Origin of the sequence: Burkholderia sp. IT-111MI5 (assembly GCF_949752865.1) — a bacterium.
Classification (GTDB): domain Bacteria; phylum Pseudomonadota; class Gammaproteobacteria; order Burkholderiales; family Burkholderiaceae; genus Burkholderia; species Burkholderia pyrrocinia_C.
In genome coordinates, this window is sequence record NZ_CATKIF010000011.1 from 661,173 (window position 1) to 680,144 (window position 18,972).

Sequence of the window (18,972 nt, forward strand, 5' to 3'; positions counted from 1 at the left end):
GATAGCGCTCAACACTGGCTTGGCGCATAACCGCGCCAGCCTGCCGATCCGGGCGCGCCGCCGCGCGCCGAACGACATCCGACCCGAGCCATCACCATGCCCCGTCCCATCGTCGCCCATATCCGCCCCGACGCCATCCGTCACAACCTCGACTTCATCCGCCGCACCGCCGCGCAATCGCGCGTGTGGGCCGTAATCAAGGCCAACGCATACGGCCACGGCATCGAGCGGATCTACCCGGGCCTCGCGGCCGCCGACGGCATCGGTCTGCTCGATCTCGACGAAGCCGTGCGCGTACGCGAACTCGGCTGGGACAAGCCCGTGCTGCTGCTCGAAGGGATCTTCGAGCCGGCCGACGTCGAGCTGGCCGATCGCCACCGGCTGACGGTGGCCGTGCACTGCGACGAGCAGCTCGACCTGCTGATCGCGGCGAAGCCGCAGCAACCGATCGACATCCAGCTCAAGATGAATTCCGGGATGAACCGGCTCGGCTACCGGCCCGCCGCGTTCCGCGCTGCGTGGGAGCGCGCGGCGAGCGCACCGTCGATCGGCAGGATCACGCTGATGATGCATTTCGCGAACGCCGACGAAGGCGAGGTCGACTGGCAGCTCGATCAGTTCGATGCGACCACGGCCGGGATTCCGGGCGAGCGCTCGGTGTCGAATTCGGCGGCCGTGCTGTGGCATCCGCGCGCGCACCGCGACTGGGTGCGGCCCGGCACGATCCTGTACGGCGCGTCGCCGACCGGTGCGGCGCGGCATATCGCCGACACGCCGCTGATGGCCGCGATGACGCTGACGAGCAAGATCATCGGCGTGCAGACGCTGTCGCCGGACGAAACCGTCGGTTACGGCCGCCGCTTCACGGCCGACCGGCCGACGCGGATCGGCGTCGTCGCGTGCGGCTACGCGGACGGCTATCCGCGCCACGCGCCGACCGGCACGCCGATCGCGGTGGACGGCGTGATGACGCGCGTCGTCGGCCGCGTGTCGATGGACATGCTGACCGTCGACCTGACACCGTGCCCGAACGCGGGCATCGGGTCGAGCGTCGAGCTGTGGGGCGACCAGGTGAAGGTGGACGACGTCGCGGAAGCCAGCGGCACGATCGGCTATGAGTTGATGTGCGCGCTCGCGCGCCGCGTGCCGGTCGTGATCGTGCCGCCCGGCGCATCGACCGCGCGGCCGGCACTGCGGACCGGGAGCTACGGGCGCTGACCGCGGTCGATGCTGCGGCGCACTACCGCGCCGCCACGCATGCCGCTTCACTTGCGGGCCGCCTCGGGCGGCCCGTTTGCGTTCCGGCGGACGGGAAACCCGAGCCGGAGAATACGCGTGTGTTACAGCCGTTCCGTTCCGCTCCGCTCGACCTGCCTATCCGGCGGTGTACTACGAACGCCACGTCGGCTTCCGCTTCTCGAGGAACGCGTCGATCCCTTCGCCCGCATCCTCTTCCATCATATTGCGGGCCATCACGTCGCCCGCATACGCATACGCTTCATCGAGCGGCAACTCGCGCTGGCGATAGAACATCTGCTTGCCGTAGCGCACCGCGGCCGGGCTCTTCGCGACGATCTCAGCGACCTTGCGCGCGACGGCCACGTCGAGCGCGTCCTCGGGCACGGCCTCGTTGACGAGCCCCCACGCGGCGGCCGTCGCCGCATCGACGAAGCGCCCGGTCACGAGCATGTCGAACGCGCGCTTCGCCGTGACGTTGCGGCTCAGCGCGACGGCCGGCGTCGAACAGAACAGCCCGACGTTGATGCCCGATACCGCGAAACGCGCGGTGTCGGCCGCGATCGCCAGATCGCACGCGGCGACGAGCTGGCAGCCGGCCGCCGTCGCGATGCCTTGCACGCGCGCGATCACCGGCACCGGCAACGCGCGCATCGCGAGCATCACGCGGCTGCACTGCGCGAACAGCGCGCGGTAGTAGTCGAGTTCCGGCTTGCCGCGCATCTGCCGCAGGTCGTGGCCCGCGCAGAACGCCTTGCCTTGCGCGGCCAGCACGACGCAGCGCACGTGCGGATCGGCCGCCAGCACACCGAACGCGTCGTACAGGCTCGCGAGCATCGCTTCGGACAACGCGTTGAACTGCTGCGGCCGGTTCAGCCGCAGCGTGACGACGCCGTCGCGCACCTCGCGCAACAGGATCGGCTCGGCAGTCTCTTGATCGGGTTCCATGATGTTCCGCTCGACGGGGTTCGGCAGGATTGGGGGCGGCACGAACGGGCGGCGATGGCGCACGCGTTCGCGGCATGTCGGTGAAATGGTCCTCCACATTCCGTGCGGCGTCCAGTCGCGTGGCACCGGCGCCGGCGCTCAAGCGCTCAAGCGCTCAAGCGCGCGTGCGCCCGCTGTGCCATGCGCGCACGCCCGACCAAAGGTGCCCGATACCGGCCAGGAAAAAGACCGCGCCCATGACACCAAAGGTCAGCACGTCGCCCCAGATCGCGCCGAACGTATTCATTCGCGCGGTCATCGCGGGCGCCTCCGGCGCGTAACGCACCTCGACCGTCGCGCCGTCCTTCACGCTGACGTCGCCGCCCTGCGGGTATTCGACATGCTCGCCCGCAAGCGTCGTGAACGCGATCTCCGGATGATGCGGGCCCGCGTTCAGCCTCACGACGTGGCCCGGCACGACGACCGACGTCCGCAGGAACTCGCGCGTCGATTGCGCATACATGACGACGCCGATCAGCATGCACGTGCCCACCACGGCAAAGAAGACGCCCTTCACGATCAGCATCTCCATGTGCTGCGCGGCCGCACGCGCCGATTCGGGCACCATGTCGCCAGCCCTACGGGCGTGACTGATGGAACGACACGTCGATCTTCGACGGTGTCTTGCAGCGGTACATCACGCCGTGCCCCGTTTCGTCGGTCACACCTTCGTACGGGCCGTTGCAGCCCGTGACCTTGTAAGCCGCGAACGGGATGCGCTGGCCGTCCGTCGGCCGGACCAGCACCGGAATACGCGCGGTCGGGCCAACGCCGATCATGTTGACGAGCACCATGCGCGAAGCATCGATCGGCGCGGCGGAGCGCACATACGCCGTGCGCCCCTTCTCGTCGGTCGTGCCTTCGACTTCGAGCTCCTTGGTGTTCCGGGCCGCGCTCGTGTAAAGCGCAAATGCATAGCGCGTATTCGGCAGCACCCGTTTCGTCGCGGGATCGTGCAGCACGAAATAGCACCCGTTGGCTCCCCCTCCGGCCGACACCTGCCCGTCGGCTTGCGTGCGATTGCACGTGTACGACGAACCGCTGTCGGCGACGGCCTGCTGCCCGGTGCTTGCGCATCCGCCCGTCAGCGCGGCCACCAGCGCCACGCATGCGCCTCGCGCGGGCGCTGCCTGACCGATTTTGATTTTCATTGGAATCCCGTTCCCGACTGTTATGGATGCCGGGCGTGATGCGCATGACGCGCAGGCACGCCGCCCTCGGCATCCGGCAGGATACGGATATCGCAGTGCGCTGTAAATTGCGCGCGCCATTCGCCGCTATCAGGCACTACCCGCCGCTCGCGACGCGCGCGATCGTCTCCGCAGCCAGATGTGCGCGGCGGCGCGCCGTGGCGGCCGCGCAACCCGAGCCGCAGCGTCGAACGCGGAACCGGTATCGGGCCCGCTCCAGCCAAACGCGCGTCAGCCCGCGAGCTTCTTCAGCGCGTCGAGCACCGCGTCGCCCTTGAACGGCTTCACGATCCAGCCCTTCACGCCGGCCGCCTTGCCGCGCTCCTTCATCGCCGGGCTGCTTTCGGTCGTCAGCATCACGACGTTGACGGCCGTGTTCGCCAGTTCGCCGCGGATCTTCTCGACCATCGTCAGGCCGTCCATGTTCGGCATGTTCACGTCGCTGATCACGAGGCGCACGCCGGGCGTCGCCTTGAGCTTCGCGAGCCCGTCCTTGCCGTCGACGGCCGTCGCGACGTCGAGCCCGTGATTGCGCAGGAAGCCCGCGACCTCGTCGCGCACCGTGCCCGAATCGTCGACCACCAGAATCTTTGCCATGTCGTATTCCCCTTCCTTTCTTTCGGACTTCAAAATTCAAAACAGTTCGAGTTCACCCGATTCGACCATCGGCCCCACGTCCTGCACCGATTCGCGGAAATCCTCCGGCGACCAGCTCAGGCTGAACACGAAACGCTGGTCGAGACAGACGAAGCGCCCCGATGCCGGGTCGGTCATCCGGTACTTGAAGCACAGCTGCGGACAGTCGCCGCCGAACGAGATGAACTTCTGCTTGTGATTGACGACGAGCGGCACCTGCACCGGATGGCGCGCGAGCGCCTCGGCATCGCCGAGATAGCGGTTCTTGAACGCGCCCCATATGAGGTTGGTCAGCTCGCCGAGCACGCTGTTCACGTCGCGGAAATCCGGCGCGCGGCCGTCGCCACGCGTGCCGCCGATCATGTCGAGTAGCGGCTGCTCGCTCGTCTGCAGCAGCATGTAGCCGCGGCACCACGCGCTTTCGAGCGCGATCAGGCTGAACACCTCGCCGAAGATGATCTGGTCGCGGACGATGCACGGCGTCTCGTGCTCGATCGTCATGCCCGGAAACAGGCTGTCGATGCGCGCCTCGGTAATCTCCGAGATACCACGCACGAGCGCGTTCGGGTAATCGCGGCCGAACAGGTATTCGTCGATCGCGCGCTTGAGCGGCGTCATGTCGTCCGCGACGTAGGCCGCGCATGCCACCCGCGCAAGCGCGTCGGGCAGCCCGTCGCGCGAAGCGAGCGATTCGCGGCGCAGAATGATCGGCAGCTCGGGCCGCAGCGCGTCGATCTGCGTCGCGATGATCGCGCTCTCGACCGGCGAGCCGCCGTAATCCTCGGCGAGCAGGATCGCGCCGAGATCGATGTTCGAGCGCAGCACCTTCAGCAGCCGGCTGCGCCGCACGGTCAGGCCGACCAGGTTGTGCTCGTCGCAGAAACGCTTGATCGCATCGGCGTGCGTGCGGCTGTCGTCGAGCACGAGCACCTTGCTGACGGGTTGGTCTTCGGTCATCTCAAGGGATCCTCATGGTCGATCAGAACAGTTCGAGCTCGCCGCCGGTATCTACCGCGGCCGTTTCCGGCACATGGAAATCGACCGGTGCGTTCGCGCACACGCACAGCGTCGCGCCGACCCGCACGTCGCCGTCGATCGTCAGGTCGTAGGCGCCCACGTAATCGGGTGCGAGCGCGGGCAGCCAGTCGATGCTCGCGCCGCTCAGCAGGGAAGGCGTCGACATCCCGAGATCGGGAAACGGCACGGTCAGCGCCTGGTTGATCGCGCCGCAGCACAGGTTCGCGACTTCCATGAATGCTTCGGGCAGCGGCCGCTGGCCGCTCGTGCCCGCCGTCGCGCCGGCAAAATGGCCGCGCGTCGCATCGTCGTCGCTGAAGCGCAGCGCGAGCAGCAGGCGGAAATGCAGCGCCGAGATCGTCAGTACCACGACGTACTCGGGCACCTTCGGTTTCGATCGCGAAGTCGCGCGCGCGGAATCGGGCGCATCGCCGCCCGACGGCCGGATGTCGCACGCGCCGCCGGACGCGAGCCGCGTGCGCGCCGCGTCGAAAAAGATCCGCTCGAAGCCGGCTTTCGCCTGCGCGCTGATCACGCCGCCGCTCCTTCGATCCGCGCGTGCAGCTGCCCGGCCAGCGTCTCGACGGTCGCGAGCGCGGCCGTGATCATCTTGCCGCCGGCCTGGATGTCCTGGAACGTCGCGGCCGTCACGAGATCGTTGCGGTTCAGGCTGTCGCGATAGCTGTTCGACAACTGCTGCGAACGTGCGGCCAGCCCGCGCACCTCGCTCGCGACGATCGAGAAGCCGCGTCCGGCCGTGCCCGCGCGTGCCGCCTCGATCGACGCGTTCAGCGACACGATCGACACGTGCGCGACGATCGCCGACAGCTCCTGGTTCTTCGCGCGCATGTCCTGGTTCTGCGTGGTCAGCGAGATCATCTGCTCGTGCCAGCGCTCGAACGTGCCGGCGAGCCCGCGCAGGCGCGCGGCTTCGTCGGCGATCTTCATCGCATGCTGCGCGAGCGCGGCGCGGTCCGCCGACAGCGCCTGCAGCGCGTCGCGCTGCGTACCGGCCGCGGATGCCTCGCGCGCCAGCGCATCCTCGAGCTGCGCCTCGCGTTGCGCCCATGCGTCGGCGGCCTCGGCATGTGCCGACGCCGCTTCTGCCGCCCTCGCGGTGGCCGCGTCGAGCGCGCCGCGCAACGCGTTCACGTCACGCTCCATCGCCGCGACGAGCCGCTTGCGCGTCACGCGAAACGCGATCGCCGCCGCCACCGCGACGACGAAGCCGCCAGCCAGCGCGGCGGCAATCGGGATCATCCACGCCTGCACGATCACGCCGTCACTCCGCTGCGCCGACGTCTGCAATGCGCTCGTGCGCGGCGCCGTGACCGGCACCGTCCGCCGCGAAGCGCGCCGGCAGCGACACGATCGTCTCGAACGCGCGATACGGCGCACCGACGCGATCGTCGGTGAAGCGCAGCGCGATGTCGCCGCCGTCGCGCTTCAGGAAGTTGCGCACCGCGTCCATGCCGACGCCGCGCCCCGACACCTCGGTTACCGCGTGCGCGGTCGAGAAGCCCGGCCGGAAGATCAGCTCGGCCACATCTTCGTCGGTGAGCGCCGCTTCGTTGCCGGCATCAATCCACCCGCGCTCGCACGCGATGCCGCGAATCCGGTCGAGCGCGAGGCCGCGGCCATCGTCGCTCAACACGAACCACAACTCGCCGCCGCCGACGCCGACCGCGATGTCGATCGTGCCGGACGCCGCCTTGCCGCCCGCGCGGCGCTCTTCGGACGATTCGATCCCGTGGTCGATCGAATTGCGCAGCAGGTGCATGAACACGTTCTTCAGCGTCGCGCCGATCTCGCTGCGCACGCGATGGCCGTGGCTGTCGATATGCACGACGGGCGCCGGCTTGCCGAGTTCGGCCGCGAGCGACGGCAGCGACTCGATCACGCCGCCGAGCGCATCGCCGATGCCCTGCGTGCCGAGCTGGCTCAGCATGCGGCGCACGGCATCGCGTGCCGCATGCCAGTCGGCCGCGTTCGCCGGATCGGCGCCGTCGAGCACACGCAGGCTCTCGCTGATGTGCGCGCGTTCGACCATCAGGAAGTCGGCGCCGCCTTGCGCCGGTTCGCCGCTGCGGCCGAGCGTGACCGCGTTGATCGTCGCGTAGCGTTCGACGGCATCGCGCACGCGCGCCAGATCGTCCATCAGCGCATCGCGGTTCCACTCGGGGCCGCCATCCGCGCGGCGCAGCGATTCGTATGCCTGCTCCGCTTCGTGGACGATGTTCGTCAGGTGCTGCAGGCTGTACGTGCGCGCATTGCCCTTGATCGTGTGCATGTTGCGGAACAGCGCCGCGACGATCGAGTGATCGGCGCGCTCGTGCTGGCGGATCATCCGTTCGTTCTCGCTGAGGAAGCCCTTCGCGCTGTGCACGAAGTCATGGAACTTGTCCTGGCTGATCGACAGGATCTCGCCGATCATCTCGAGGCGGCGCTGCTGCTCGCCGGCCTGCGCGGTCAGCTCGCGAATCTCGGTCACGTCGCGCACGCACAGCATCAGGCGCACGACCGTATCGGTCTCGTCGGTGATCGCCGACCAGCTCAGGTCGAGCCATTTCTCGCGGCCGTCCGGCATCCGCTTCGCGACTTCGTTGACGAGCAGGTGCGCGTTGAATTCGAAGTTCATGCTGTCTTCGCCGAGGCACGCGTGCACGGCCGCATCGACCTGCGAACGCGCGTCGGCGCCGATCGCCGAATCGTCGAACACGAGCGCCATCAGGTCGCGGCCGGCGATGTCGTTCGTCTCGAAGATGGTTTCGAGGTACGCCGAATACTCCGCGTGCACGACGCCGCCTTCGACGACGGTCAGGATCCCCTGCTGCATGTTCTGCAGCATCGCCTGGATGTCCGCCGTCTTCTGCTTGAGCTGCGCGGCGTTCTCCTGGATCTTCTCGATCATCCCGTTGAACGCGACGATCGAATGGCCGATCTCGTCCATCCGGCCCACCGGCACGCGGCGCGTGAAATCCTGGCTCGTCGCGATCTCGCTCATCATCGTCTGCATCCCGATCAGCGGACGCGTGATCTGGCGATACAGCACGAAGCCGAGCGCGGTCAGCAGCACGATCACCGTGCCGGCAACGCCCGCGATCGCGGTTGCCGTCGTCGCGAGCATCCCGTTCAGCGCGCTGATCGCGTCGTCCTTCTGGCGGTTCTTCTCGACGCGCAGCGTGTCGACGATGCTTTCGAGTTCGTCGCGATACTGCGCGACGTTCGCGAACAGGTAGGCCTGCGCCATCTCGGCCTTGCCGTCGGTCTTCATCTTGACGGTGTCGTCGATCGCCGCGAAATAGTTCGCGGCGCTGTCCTTCGCCTGCGCGACGAGGCCTTCCTGCGCGCGGCCGACTGCCGATCGCGCCTGCGCGTCGAGCGCGGCGCGCAGCGCGGCCTGCTTCGCCTTCAGCTCGTCGCGCGCCTGCGCGGCGGTATTCGCGTCGGGCGCGTAGACGAGCGTCATCGTCGCGATCTGGATGTTCTTCACATCGGCGACGAGATCGGCCGACGCGAGCGCGCTCGGCACGATGCCCTGGGTGACCTGGCGCACCTCGGACGCGCTCTTGCGCGTCTGGTACACGGCATAGATGCCGATCGCGGACAGCGCGAAGAACGTCAGGACGACTAGCAGCGTAATGCGATGACGGATGGTCATGAGTACAGCTCCCCGCAGCGATCCGGCTTCGACCGCCCATTGGTCTAATGAAAGAATATGAGCGCCGAATTATCGGGGATGGTGCATGACTGTCCGATGACCGTTAATCAATCGATCATTGAGGAAATTGGAATGATTAATTGCAGCGGGAAAAAGCTAAAGTTTTTCGCGGGTTTGCCGTTAACCTCCGGGCTTCAGCGCCCATGCGGCTGCTGGCTTTTCCGAATCGACGGAGTAGCGGATATTCATTGTTTTATTCGCATTCCGGCAATTCAAAATTATTGAATATCGGCAAGACGTTTGCGCATTATCGATTAACCGGTTTGTTTCGGCGTCTTTATATAATCGATGCGTCGTTCGCGCACGAGAAATCAGGAACGCTTGGTTCAGCCGAGCCTCCCGGCCCCGCCGCGATCACCGCGTCGCGAATACTCGCGCGACCGGATTCATTCCTCGCAGGAAATAATCAATCGCCACCCGGCGATTCACCTCCCCGTCCGCACGCTCTAGACTGTCGCATCGTTCCCCTTTCCGGACCCACGCGATGACCGACGCCCTGCCGCTGACCACCGATCCCGATTCGGGCCTCCAGTACCGGCTGCGCCCGGCTGCCGGCCGCCCCGCCGCCCGCCTGTTGCTGCTGCATGGCGTCGGCGGCAACGAGACCAACCTGCTGAACGTGGCCGATGTGATCGATCCGCGCATCGAGATCGCGTTCGTACGCGGCCCGCTGACCTTCGGGCCCAATCAGCACGCGTGGTTTCCGGTGCGCTTCGGCCCGAACGGCCCCGAAATCGATGCGGCCCGCGCGGACGCCAGCCGCCTCCAGTTGATCACGCTGCTGCATGCGTTCCGCGCGCGGGACGGCGCGGGCTCCGCGCTGCCGGCCGTGATCGCCGGCTTCAGCCAGGGCGGCATCATGAGCGCGAGCGTCGGCCTCACGTCGCCGGCCGACGTCGTCGGGTTCGCCGTGCTGTGCGGACGCATCCTGCCGGAAATCGATCCGCTGATCGCGCCGCGCGACGCGCTTCGCCCGTTGCACGCGCTGATCGTGCATGGCCGCTTCGACGACAAGCTGCCCGTCGCATGGGCCGGCACCGCCGATGCGAAGCTCACGGCGCTCGATGTCGCACACGACACGCGGCTGTATGCGGCCGGGCACGAATTGACTCAGGAAATGGCCGCCGATTTCGGCCGATGGGTCGGCGAACGCACCGGATTGAACTGACCGCACCGGGGGCGCCTGCCCGCGAACGGACCGGCGCCCCCGGCGCGTACCGTCACGCGTTCCGCGCAGGATCCGCGACGGCGCGCACGACCGCAGGCGCCGCAACCGCCCGCTCACGCTCGGCACCGCGCTTCGCGAGCTTCCAGCCGATCACCAACGCGAGCACGACAACCGGAATCGTCGCGACGGTCCACGTACCGCCCGGGTAGTCGAACGCCATCAGCACCAGCACGCCGACGAGGAATGCGAGCGTGAGCCACGACGTGAACGGCGCGCCGGGCATCCGGAACGACACGGCCTTCAGCTCGCCGCGATCGACCGCGCGGCGGAACAGGATCTGGCTCATCACGATGAAGCCCCACGTCGTGATGATCCCGAGCGACGCCATGTTCAGCACGATCTCGAACGCCTGGGCCGGCACGATGTAGTTCAGCGGCACGCCGATCGCATTGATCGCGACCGTGATCAGGATCCCGCCGTACGGCACGCCGCGCGCATTCATCCGCGACACGAAGCGCGGCGCCGACCCGCCCATCGCGAGCGAGCGCAGCACGCGCCCGGTCGAATAGAGGCCCGAATTCAGGCTCGACAGCGCGGCGGTCAGCACCACGACGTTCATCACCGTGCCGACGTACGGCACGCCGAGCTTGCCGAAGAACGTGACAAACGGGCTTTCGTGCGCGCTGTATGCGGTCCACGGCAGCAGCAGCGTCAACAGCACGACCGAACCGACGTAGAACAGCGCGATGCGCCACATCACGCCGTTGATGGCCTTCGGCAGCACCTTGCGCGCATCGGCGGTCTCGCCCGCCGCGACGCCGACGAGCTCGATGCTCGCATACGCGAACACGACGCCCTGCACGATCAGCACGGCCGGCAGGATGCCGTGCGGAAAGATCCCGCCGTGATCCGCGACGAGGTGAAGCCCCGGCATCTGGCCGGCGACCGGATGGCCGCTCGCGAGGAACACGGCGCCGACCGCGAGGAACACCGCGAGCGTGCCCACCTTCACGAGCGAGAACCAGAACTCCATCTCGCCGAACACCTTCACGCCGATCATGTTCATCACCGACACGATCCCGAGCGCGCCGAGCGCGAACACCCACTGCGGCACGTCCGTGAACACGGCCCAGTACTTCATGTAGATCGCGACCGCGGTGATGTCGACGATGCCGGTCGTCGCCCAGTTCAGGTAGTACATCCAGCCCGCGACGAACGACGCGCGCTCGCCCATGAACTCCCGCGCATACGACACGAAGCTGCCGCTGGTCGGCCGGTGCATCACGAGCTCGCCGAGCGCGCGCATGATCAGGAACGCGAACACGCCGCAGACGAGATACACGAGCGCCAGTGCGGGCCCCGCGCTTTGCAGGCGCCCGCCCGCGCCGAGAAAGAGGCCGGTGCCGATCGCACCGCCCATCGCGATCATCTGCACGTGCCGCGGCTTCAAATGCTTCGCATAACCGGCTTCGTGCGACGCGAACATCGCGTCGGGATCGGCATGACGGGAATCCGCGCCGCCGGCCGTATCGGCCGGCCGCTCGCTGGTGTGTTTCATGTTGAGTCTCCGTGTATTGATGTGTCGCGCCCCGCTCCGGGGCGCTTTTTGAACGGCCGCGCGCGGGCCGCCGGCGGCATGCGCCGGCGCCGCGCGGCCGGTGTCAAAGCACGCGCGGCCGGATCAGTGCTTCGGGCTGCAGCGCGTCGTCCAGTTGCGCATCGGTCATCAGTTCGCGCTCCAGCACGACCTCGCGGATCGACTTGCCGGTCGCGTGCGCTTCGGCGGCCACGGCGGTCGCGCGCTTGTAGCCGATGTACGGGTTCAGCGCGGTCGCGAGCGCGACCGAGCGCTCCATCGTTTCGCGCAGCCGCTCGGGATTCGCGGTGATCCCGCTCACGCACCGCTGCTCCAGCGTCGTGCATGCGGCCGTCAGGTGGCTGAAGCTGCGGAACAGCGCGCTGGCAATCACCGGCTCGAATGCGTTGAGCTGAAGCTGTCCGGCCTCGGCGGCGAAGGTCACGGTCAGGTCGTTGCCGAACACCTCGAACGCGACCTGGTTGACGACTTCCGGGATCACCGGATTCACCTTGCCCGGCATGATCGACGAGCCGGCCTGCACGGGCGGCAGGTTGATCTCGCCGAACCCCGCGCGCGGGCCGCTCGACAGCAGCCGCAGGTCGTTGCAGATCTTCGACAGCTTGACGGCGATCCGCTTGAGCACGCCCGAGACCTGCACGAACGCGCCGCAATCCTGCGTCGCCTCGATCAGGTTCGGCGCGGTGCTCAGGTCGAGCCCGGTAATGCGCCGCAGCGCCGCCAGCGCCTTCTCCGCATACTCCGGATGCGCGGTGATCCCGGTGCCGATCGCGGTCGCGCCGAGATTGATCTCGCGGATCAGCCAGCCGGCTTCCTGCAGCCGCGCGATGTCTTCGGTCAGCATCACCGCGTACGTCGAGAATTCCTGGCCGAGCGTCATCGGCACCGCGTCCTGCAACTGCGTACGGCCGAGCTTCAGCAGGCCCGCGAACGCGTCGGCCCGCTCCGCGAACGCATCGCGCAGCCGCGCCATCGCCTCGAGCAGGTGTTCGACCGCGAAGCACGTCGCGATCCGGATCGCGGTCGGATAGACGTCGTTGGTGCTCTGCGCGAGATTGACGTGCTCGTTCGGATGCAGGTATTCGTACTGCCCGCGCGCGTGCCCCATGATTTCGAGCGCGCGGTTGCAGATCACCTCGTTCGCGTTCATGTTGGTCGACGTGCCGGCCCCGCCCTGGATGACGTCGACGACGAACTGGTCGTGCAGGCGCCCTTCGCGGATCTCGACGCACGCGGCGGCGATCGCATCGCGATACGGCTGCGGCAGCAGCCCGAGTTCGCAGTTGGCGTCGGCCGCGGCTTCCTTCACGGCCGCGAGCGCCATCACGAAGTACGGCAGCGTCGCGATACTGCGGCCGGAAATGTCGAAATTCTCTTTCGCGCGCAGCGTATGAACGCCGTAGTAGGCCGCATCCGGAATGCTTCGTTTACCTAAAAGATCCGCTTCGACGCGGAAGCCGTTTTCTGCCATCGTGCCCCTCCTGGGTGTCTCGTGCCGCTCGTCGTGCGCCGCTTCCCGACGCGACGGGTTCGCATTCTATGCCTTTGCAAAAACAAGCTCGCCTCTGTATTATCGAAAGCGGTTTTGCGTGGAATGCAACAACGAGAATCGAATGAAGAAAGGCATGAGAGAGACAGGCATCGATCACCTCGGCGCGATGCGCGCGTTCGTGAGAGTGGTCGAAACGGGAAGTTTTTCGGCGGTCGCGAAGGAGATGCACGTGTCGACGTCGACCGTCGCGCGCAAGGTGACGGCAATCGAGGAGGCGCTCGGCGTCGCGCTGCTGCACCGTTCGACGCACAGCGTGACGCTGACCGAGGCCGGCCACATCTATCTGGAGCGCGCCGTCACGCTGATCGCCGATCTCGACGACACGCTGCGCGTGGTCGCCGAGCTGAATGCGCAGCCGAGCGGCCCGCTGAAGCTCACCGCGCCGGTCGCGTTCGGCCGCCGTCACCTCGCGCCGCTGATCGCGCCGTTTCTCGCGCGCTACCCGACGATCCAGCTCGACGTGCGGCTCACCGACAACCACAACGACCTCGTGGCCGGCGGCTTCGATCTCGACATTCACGAGGGCGAGAACTACCTGGACAACCTGGTCGTCCACCGGCTGTCGCGCAACGACAGCATCCTGTGCGCAGCGCCCGGCTATCTCGATCGCTGCGGGCGCCCGTCGGCGCCGGACGACCTGAAGCACCACAACTGCCTGCGCTACGTGCACCCGGAAGGCGATCCACGCTGGGATTTCGTGCACGGCGACGTGCGGCACAGCGTGCTGCCGGCCGGCAATCTCGTCACCGACCATTCGGAGCTGCTGCTCGAAGCGACCTGCGCGGGGCTCGGCATCGCGGAGTTCGAGATCTGGCTGGTGCGCGACCTGCTCGCGAGCGGGCAACTCGAAGCCGTGCTGCCGCGCTACCGGCTGCAGAACCGGCTGACCGGCGAATTCATCTACATCGCGTATCTGGCGAACCGGCGCAGCTCGGCGAAGCTGCGCGTGCTGAAGGACTTTCTCGCGGAACATCTCGCGCAGATCGGCGAGCTGTCGGACGTCGAGCCGGCGAAGATTCGCGGCGCTCGCGCGTAGCGCGCGCGTTGGCGTTGGCGTTGGCGTTGGCGTTCGCGTTCGCGTTCGCGTTCGTGCCGATCAGCTAGCGGGCGGACGCCGATGCGCGCAGCCCGGTTCGCGGGCGGCGGCATCGGCGCGGCGGCACCGCTCAGGCAGGCTGCAGTTCGAACGGGAACGTGGCGTGCCCGATCTCGACGCCCTGCGTATTGAGCATCCTCGGCCGGTGGAAGCCGGCCAGTTGCGCGCGCTGCACGAACGTACCGATCTGCAGCCGATCGAGAATCTCGCTGACGACCATGTACAACACGTCGAGATTGCCGTCCTCGATCTTCACCGAGATGCCGAGCGCACCGTCGGCGCCGAGCCGCCGCGTGTTCTCCGAGGCACGCACGCCGATCCCGTAGCACGCATCGGCGCCGAGCTTGCCGACCACCTGCCCGTCGAACGCGTTCATCAGCACCGTGCAATAGCGCCCGTCACCGGCGACCAGTTCCGGATGCGCCGTCATCGCACGATGAATGCGCGCCAGCGCGCGAACGCGATCGCTGATCTCGCCGCCGCCCGCCTCCACCTTGTCCGCGCCGTCGGCCAGCGATGCGTAAAGTCGCGCCAGCCGATCCAGCGAGAACGCCGGCGTCGGCAGGTTGCATCCATCGATCGCCCAGTCGACTTCATCGTCGCGCAAGCCGCACGCGTCAGCCACGACATGCTTCACGCGCACCTGCATCGGATGGTCGGGCAGATGGTAATCGGCCATCGCGGCGCCGATCGCCTGCGCGCCGGCCAGCATCCCGACGTGCTTGCCCGAACAGTTGCTGCACACGCCGGTCGGCGTGTAGTCGCGCTTGATCCACGACCGGTACACCGCGTCGGACAACGGCGGATGGCCGCCGCAACGCAAATCCGATTCGTGCGCGGCGACCTTGGCGAGCATCGCCCGCGTGCGTTCGATGTGCCGGTCCTCGCTGCTGTGCGACGCACACATCAGCGCGATGTCCGCGTCGTCGAAGCCGAAGCGCTCGGGCGCGCCCGTCTCGATCACCGACAGCGCCTGGGCCGGCTTGGCCGCCGAGCGCGCCAGCGTCATCCGGAACGGATCGCCGAACCGGGCCAGCAACCTGCCGCTTGCATCCACCACCGCCACATGGGCGACGTGCGTGTTCTCGATCGCATTGCCGCGGTACGTGACGACCGCTGCGCGTTGGATGTCCATCGTGTCCTGTCTCCTCCTTGCTCGGGCCTGGTTGCCGGGGCCCGTCCAACCGGTACGGAAGTGTATCGAGTCGCCGCCGCCGCGCGCCGGCCGGGCAATGGAAAGCGGTGTTGCATGCCACGCAAAGGCAGCCTCGTTCGACCAAACCTGACCGATTCAGCACAAAACCATTCAAATTCATTTCTGTTGCGCACACCATTCCGGGACGCACGCCCCCCCGACGGCGCAGACATACGCGCGAACCTGCCGGCGTGCCGCCAGGATGATGCAGCCGCACACGTCCGCACGTTCACGCGAGGTGGTAGCGCAGCCAGAAGGTTTCGCGGCATGCGTTGTCGAACGTCAGCCGCGACGGGCTGATCGGCTGTGCATCGGGATGGCGGAGCACGTCGTAGTCGATCCAGCATTCGGCGCACAGCAGGTCGGACGGCGCGCGGTCCTGCTCGACCGAGCGGCGCACGATCGCGCCGTTGTCGAAGCGATATTCGGTTTCGTCGCGCGTGACCTCGACATCGTCATCGGTCCAGCGGTCGTGCGACGTCGCATGCGACACGATCGATACGGGCCCGGCGAGCCCGTAGATCGCGGCGACGTAGGAAATGAGCTTGTCCATGGCGAAGAGGCGAACTGGCGGATGGCCGCTTCGCGCGATGAATGCGGCGCGAAGCGGACCGAGCGGCGAGTATAGCCGCGCGCCGATGACCTTGCCGCCGGCGGGGTTTCGCTCTCGCGCTACGCTTCCAGCGCAAGCAACGCGAACGTCGCGAGCCAGTGCTCGCCCATGTAATCGCCGGCCACGTGCGCGAGCGCGCTCGCGAGATGCCGGCCGGCCGCGTCGAGCAGCTTCGCGCGCCGCGCGTCGCCTTCCCGCAGCGCGCCGGCAAGCGCACGCTGGCACCACGCGCGGCTCAGGTTCAGCCCGTCGAGGTGCGCGATCTTGCCGTCGCTGCGGTCGCTGACCGTCGCAGGCTCGAACAGCGTCGCCGGCTCGCCGTGCGCGAGATCCGGCAAGAAGCGCGCGAACCAGCCGTCGAATTCGGCCGCCGGCAGCACGCGCCGCATCAGCTCGGCCTCCATCAGCGCGGGCGACAGGAATTCGTCGCCCGACGGCTCCCACGCCTGGCACGCGACGTCGTTCAGGTGCCAGCGCTTCGCGGTGTCGACGATCAGCGCCGCGAGCCCGTCGCGCTGCGTGTCGCGCGCGAAGTCGAGCGTGAGCGCCAGCGCGAATGCGGTGTTGAAGTGCGTGCCGACGCGCAGCGGATAGGTCGCTTTCGGCAGGAAGGTCTCGAAGCGCGACACGAACAGGTCGGCGAGCGGCGCCATCGTCTTCGCCCAGCGCGCGGCCTGCGGCAGCACGCCCTTCAGCGCGAGCCGCTCGAGTTGCGCGGACAGCGCGAGCAGCCACGCCCAGCCGTACGGCCGCTCGAAGCCGCTGTTGTGCGGCAGCGCGAGATACGCGCGCTCGCCGGCGACGTTCGCGTCGGTGAAGTGCGCGTCGACGATCGCGACGATGCGCTCGGCCTCCGGCAGCGCCGGATAGCGTTCGAGCACGCGCAGCACGAGCCAGTAGCCGTGCACGCACGAGTGCCAGTCGTAGCTGCCGTAGAAGATCGGATGCAGCGCGCGCGGCCCCTGCACGTCGTGCGGGCCTTCGAGCGAATGCGTGAGCTTGTTCGGATATTCGCGGGTCAGGTGCGCGAGCGCGAGCGACGCGAATTTCGACGCGAGTTCGGGCGTGAGTCGATCGGTCATGAGGATCTCGTCCATCGAGTCAGAAGCGGAATACGAATGCGTACATCAGCAGCGTGTTCACGGCCAGCAGCAGCACGGCCGTCGGCCATTGCGCCTTGATCACGCCGTTCTTGTCCTTCAGTTCGAGCAGCGCCGCCGGCACGATGTTGAAGTTCGCGGCCATCGGCGTCATCAGCGTACCGCAGAAGCCGCTCAGCATCCCGATCGCGCCGACGATCGCCGGGTTGCCGTGGAACTGGTGGACGATCAGCGGCAGGCCGATGCCGGCCGTCATCACCGGGAAAGCGGCGAAGCCGTTGCCCATGATCATCGTGAACAGCGCCATGCCGACCGTGTAGGCCGCGACGACCGCGAACGGCGAATCGATCGGCACCCAGTCCTTCACGAGCCCCGACACCACGCCGCCGACACCGGCGACCGCGAACAGCGCGCCGAGCGCCGCGAGCATCTGCGGCAGGATCGCGGCCCAGCCGACCGCGTCCATCGTGTGGCGCGCTTCCTTCAGCGCATGCACGGGCGAATCGCGCAGCGTCGCGAGCGCGACGACGAACGCGACGATCGTGCCGAGCACGAGCGAGATCAGCGTCACGCTCTTCGGGTCGACGAACGGCACGCGCTTCAGTGCGAACGTGCCGATCAGCGTGACCACCGGAATCAGCAGCGCGGGCAGGAACAGCCGGTTGCCGAAGCGCTGCGCGAGGGTTTCGCGCCGCACGGCCGCCGCTTCGCCGGCTTCGACCGACTTGCCGCGCCCGAGCTTGCCCGAGCCGGCGATCACCGCGAGCCCGATCGCGAGGCAGCCCGTCACGAAATGCGGCAGCAGCGCGCCGAACAGGAACGTGACCGCATAGATCGCCCAGAACGCGAAATTGACGACGCGCCGCGGGTTGGTGCGGTCCGTCAGGTTGAAGCATGCAAACGCGGCGAACATCAGCCCCGCGAGCGTGTACAGCGATTCGAGGCCGATCATCGCGCGCCCTCCTGCGCCAGCAAGCCGCAGCCGCGCGCGAGCCGGCGGTCGAGCAGCGCGAGGCGCGTGCAGTGGATCAGCAGCGCGGCGATCGCGGTCGGGATCGCCCATACCGACAGGTGCAACGGCTCGACGACGATCCCGTTCTGTTCGAGAAAGCCCTTGATCAGCAGGATCGACTGGATCGCGATGAAGATGTCCTCGCCGAAGAACACGGCGATGTTGTCGACGCCCGACGCATGCGCGCGGATCTGCTGGCGCACCGACTCGGGCAGTTCGCCGTGCCGGTCGACGGCGGCGGCCTCGGCCATCGGCGCGATCAGCGGCCGCACCATCTGCGCATGGCCGCCGAGCGACGTGAGGCCGAGCGCGGCCGTCGCCTGGCGCAGCACGAAGTACAGCATCAGCACGCGGCCCGTGGTCGCCGCCTGCACGCGCGAGATCATCCGCTTCGCCTGCTCCTTGAGCCCGTTGCGCTCGAGCAGCGCGATCACCGGCAGCGTCAGCCAGATGAGGCCCATGTAGCGGTTTTCGGTGAACGCCTTGCCGAACGCGCTGACGATGTCGACGAGATTCAGCCCGCCAGCCAGCCCCGTCGCGAGCCCCGCGATCGTGACCACCAGCAGCGCATTGAAGCGCAGCGCGAAACCGATCACGACGATCGGCACCCCAATCAGCACCAGCATTGCTCCTCCTTGTGTTGGACGCGCGGCGCCTGTGCAGCGGCCGCCTGCCCGGTTTGGACCGGGCTCTGACCGCGAAATCTAACACGAGACTTTATCGATAAAAAGTCGACGATTTGCCGGTTCGGGTAAACGTTGAAGCATGCGGACACCGTGCATGGGCCATGTGTCGGCAGTGTTTCATCAGAGGAATACATCGCCGGTCGGGCGGCGCGGCCGCACGCGTTGC

At 67.6% G+C, this 18,972-nt stretch carries 19 protein-coding genes; 4 read left to right on the top strand and 15 right to left on the bottom strand.

From position 1 onward, the window contains the following. Nucleotides 1-96: 96 nt before the first annotated feature. Complete coding sequence (gene alr / locus ACM6JT_RS11140; RefSeq protein ID WP_414856481.1) at nucleotides 97-1,218, top strand: alanine racemase; 1,122 nt, start codon at nucleotides 97-99, stop codon at nucleotides 1,216-1,218. 171 nt (nucleotides 1,219-1,389) lie between these two features. Here the strand turns inward: alr and ACM6JT_RS11145 are convergent, their stop codons facing one another. The 8 genes from ACM6JT_RS11145 to ACM6JT_RS11180 form a co-directional block, all read right to left on the bottom strand. Beyond that, entirely contained in the window at nucleotides 1,390-2,184 is a 795-nt protein-coding gene (locus tag ACM6JT_RS11145) for an enoyl-CoA hydratase (protein WP_051983624.1), read from the bottom strand. Between the two features lie 154 nt (nucleotides 2,185-2,338). Continuing rightward, the gene (locus ACM6JT_RS11150; RefSeq protein ID WP_034179837.1) at nucleotides 2,339-2,791 is read right to left on the bottom strand and encodes a DUF3592 domain-containing protein; all 453 of its coding nucleotides are present in this window, start codon (nucleotides 2,789-2,791) and stop codon (nucleotides 2,339-2,341) included. 10 nt (nucleotides 2,792-2,801) lie between these two features. Beyond that, a complete protein-coding gene (locus ACM6JT_RS11155; protein WP_414856482.1) occupies nucleotides 2,802-3,374 on the bottom strand; it encodes a hypothetical protein in 573 nt (190 codons plus the stop codon). A gap of 270 nt (nucleotides 3,375-3,644) precedes the next feature. Next, entirely contained in the window at nucleotides 3,645-4,010 is a 366-nt protein-coding gene (locus ACM6JT_RS11160; RefSeq protein ID WP_006486240.1) for a response regulator, read from the bottom strand. 36 nt (nucleotides 4,011-4,046) lie between these two features. Beyond that, nucleotides 4,047-5,006 carry a chemotaxis protein CheX gene (locus tag ACM6JT_RS11165; protein WP_034179839.1) on the bottom strand — a complete coding sequence of 320 codons (960 nt, stop codon included), beginning with the start codon at nucleotides 5,004-5,006 and terminating at the stop codon, nucleotides 4,047-4,049. A 22-nt stretch (nucleotides 5,007-5,028) separates the two neighbouring features. Further along, nucleotides 5,029-5,601 carry a hypothetical protein gene (locus ACM6JT_RS11170; RefSeq protein ID WP_414856483.1) on the bottom strand — a complete coding sequence of 191 codons (573 nt, stop codon included), beginning with the start codon at nucleotides 5,599-5,601 and terminating at the stop codon, nucleotides 5,029-5,031. Next, entirely contained in the window at nucleotides 5,598-6,326 is a 729-nt protein-coding gene (locus tag ACM6JT_RS11175; RefSeq protein ID WP_217590678.1) for a methyl-accepting chemotaxis protein, read from the bottom strand. Before ACM6JT_RS11175 ends, ACM6JT_RS11170 begins: the two co-directional genes overlap by 4 nt. Before the next feature lie 22 nt (nucleotides 6,327-6,348). Next, nucleotides 6,349-8,727: an MCP four helix bundle domain-containing protein gene (locus ACM6JT_RS11180; RefSeq protein WP_414856484.1), complete on the bottom strand. Its 2,379-nt coding sequence runs from the start codon at nucleotides 8,725-8,727 to the stop codon at nucleotides 6,349-6,351. A 57-nt stretch (nucleotides 8,728-8,784) separates the two neighbouring features. Here ACM6JT_RS11180 and ACM6JT_RS11185 point away from each other — a divergent pair, with 57 nt between their 5' ends. Continuing rightward, nucleotides 8,785-9,012 (top strand): hypothetical protein, encoded by a 228-nt coding sequence (locus ACM6JT_RS11185; protein ID WP_243566341.1) that lies wholly within the window; start codon nucleotides 8,785-8,787, stop codon nucleotides 9,010-9,012. A gap of 259 nt (nucleotides 9,013-9,271) precedes the next feature. Beyond that, a complete protein-coding gene (locus tag ACM6JT_RS11190) occupies nucleotides 9,272-9,955 on the top strand; it encodes an alpha/beta hydrolase (RefSeq protein WP_131946184.1) in 684 nt (227 codons plus the stop codon). A 52-nt stretch (nucleotides 9,956-10,007) separates the two neighbouring features. Here the strand turns inward: ACM6JT_RS11190 and ACM6JT_RS11195 are convergent, their stop codons facing one another. Both ACM6JT_RS11195 and aspA read right to left on the bottom strand, forming a co-directional pair. Then, complete coding sequence (locus ACM6JT_RS11195) at nucleotides 10,008-11,513, bottom strand: amino acid permease (protein WP_243566340.1); 1,506 nt, start codon at nucleotides 11,511-11,513, stop codon at nucleotides 10,008-10,010. 103 nt (nucleotides 11,514-11,616) lie between these two features. Further along, complete coding sequence (gene aspA / locus ACM6JT_RS11200; RefSeq protein WP_034179844.1) at nucleotides 11,617-13,023, bottom strand: aspartate ammonia-lyase; 1,407 nt, start codon at nucleotides 13,021-13,023, stop codon at nucleotides 11,617-11,619. 142 nt (nucleotides 13,024-13,165) lie between these two features. Here aspA and ACM6JT_RS11205 point away from each other — a divergent pair, with 142 nt between their 5' ends. After that, nucleotides 13,166-14,140, top strand: coding sequence for a LysR family transcriptional regulator (locus ACM6JT_RS11205; protein ID WP_414856485.1), 975 nt, complete (start codon nucleotides 13,166-13,168; stop codon nucleotides 14,138-14,140). 130 nt (nucleotides 14,141-14,270) lie between these two features. On the opposite strand, the gene ACM6JT_RS11210 is transcribed toward ACM6JT_RS11205, so the two are convergent. The 5 genes from ACM6JT_RS11210 to ACM6JT_RS11230 all read right to left on the bottom strand — a co-directional run bounded on the left by ACM6JT_RS11210 (nucleotide 14,271) and on the right by ACM6JT_RS11230 (nucleotide 18,746). Beyond that, on the bottom strand, nucleotides 14,271-15,335 hold the full coding sequence (locus ACM6JT_RS11210) for an asparaginase (RefSeq protein WP_034179846.1): 1,065 nt from the start codon (nucleotides 15,333-15,335) through the stop codon (nucleotides 14,271-14,273). A 289-nt stretch (nucleotides 15,336-15,624) separates the two neighbouring features. Continuing rightward, a complete protein-coding gene (locus ACM6JT_RS11215; RefSeq protein ID WP_414856486.1) occupies nucleotides 15,625-15,948 on the bottom strand; it encodes a hypothetical protein in 324 nt (107 codons plus the stop codon). Nucleotides 15,949-16,067: 119 nt separating this feature from the next. Continuing rightward, on the bottom strand, nucleotides 16,068-17,090 hold the full coding sequence (locus ACM6JT_RS11220) for a DUF2891 domain-containing protein (protein ID WP_105392175.1): 1,023 nt from the start codon (nucleotides 17,088-17,090) through the stop codon (nucleotides 16,068-16,070). Nucleotides 17,091-17,109: 19 nt separating this feature from the next. Further along, nucleotides 17,110-18,060 carry a DUF979 domain-containing protein gene (locus tag ACM6JT_RS11225; RefSeq protein ID WP_034179848.1) on the bottom strand — a complete coding sequence of 317 codons (951 nt, stop codon included), beginning with the start codon at nucleotides 18,058-18,060 and terminating at the stop codon, nucleotides 17,110-17,112. Beyond that, nucleotides 18,057-18,746, bottom strand: coding sequence for a DUF969 domain-containing protein (locus ACM6JT_RS11230; RefSeq protein ID WP_034179849.1), 690 nt, complete (start codon nucleotides 18,744-18,746; stop codon nucleotides 18,057-18,059). The genes ACM6JT_RS11225 and ACM6JT_RS11230 overlap by 4 nt, the downstream gene beginning before the upstream one ends. Between the last annotated feature and the right edge of the window lie 226 nt (nucleotides 18,747-18,972).

Excerpts from the sequence above, each read along its gene's own strand:
- alr (WP_414856481.1), top strand. The coding sequence starts at position 97 with ATGCCCCGTCCCATCGTCGCCCATATCCGCCCCGACGCCATCCGTCAC.
- ACM6JT_RS11145 (WP_051983624.1), bottom strand. The coding sequence starts at position 2,184 with ATGGAACCCGATCAAGAGACTGCCGAGCCGATCCTGTTGCGCGAGGTG.
- ACM6JT_RS11150 (WP_034179837.1), bottom strand. The coding sequence starts at position 2,791 with ATGGTGCCCGAATCGGCGCGTGCGGCCGCGCAGCACATGGAGATGCTG.
- ACM6JT_RS11155 (WP_414856482.1), bottom strand. The coding sequence starts at position 3,374 with ATGAAAATCAAAATCGGTCAGGCAGCGCCCGCGCGAGGCGCATGCGTG.
- ACM6JT_RS11160 (WP_006486240.1), bottom strand. The coding sequence starts at position 4,010 with ATGGCAAAGATTCTGGTGGTCGACGATTCGGGCACGGTGCGCGACGAG.
- ACM6JT_RS11165 (WP_034179839.1), bottom strand. The coding sequence starts at position 5,006 with ATGACCGAAGACCAACCCGTCAGCAAGGTGCTCGTGCTCGACGACAGC.
- ACM6JT_RS11175 (WP_217590678.1), bottom strand. The coding sequence starts at position 6,326 with ATGATCCCGATTGCCGCCGCGCTGGCTGGCGGCTTCGTCGTCGCGGTG.
- ACM6JT_RS11180 (WP_414856484.1), bottom strand. The coding sequence starts at position 8,727 with ATGACCATCCGTCATCGCATTACGCTGCTAGTCGTCCTGACGTTCTTC.
- ACM6JT_RS11185 (WP_243566341.1), top strand. The coding sequence starts at position 8,785 with ATGAGCGCCGAATTATCGGGGATGGTGCATGACTGTCCGATGACCGTT.
- ACM6JT_RS11190 (WP_131946184.1), top strand. The coding sequence starts at position 9,272 with ATGACCGACGCCCTGCCGCTGACCACCGATCCCGATTCGGGCCTCCAG.
- ACM6JT_RS11195 (WP_243566340.1), bottom strand. The coding sequence starts at position 11,513 with ATGAAACACACCAGCGAGCGGCCGGCCGATACGGCCGGCGGCGCGGAT.
- aspA (WP_034179844.1), bottom strand. The coding sequence starts at position 13,023 with ATGGCAGAAAACGGCTTCCGCGTCGAAGCGGATCTTTTAGGTAAACGA.
- ACM6JT_RS11205 (WP_414856485.1), top strand. The coding sequence starts at position 13,166 with ATGAAGAAAGGCATGAGAGAGACAGGCATCGATCACCTCGGCGCGATG.
- ACM6JT_RS11210 (WP_034179846.1), bottom strand. The coding sequence starts at position 15,335 with ATGGACATCCAACGCGCAGCGGTCGTCACGTACCGCGGCAATGCGATC.
- ACM6JT_RS11215 (WP_414856486.1), bottom strand. The coding sequence starts at position 15,948 with ATGGACAAGCTCATTTCCTACGTCGCCGCGATCTACGGGCTCGCCGGG.
- ACM6JT_RS11220 (WP_105392175.1), bottom strand. The coding sequence starts at position 17,090 with ATGACCGATCGACTCACGCCCGAACTCGCGTCGAAATTCGCGTCGCTC.
- ACM6JT_RS11225 (WP_034179848.1), bottom strand. The coding sequence starts at position 18,060 with ATGATCGGCCTCGAATCGCTGTACACGCTCGCGGGGCTGATGTTCGCC.
- ACM6JT_RS11230 (WP_034179849.1), bottom strand. The coding sequence starts at position 18,746 with ATGCTGGTGCTGATTGGGGTGCCGATCGTCGTGATCGGTTTCGCGCTG.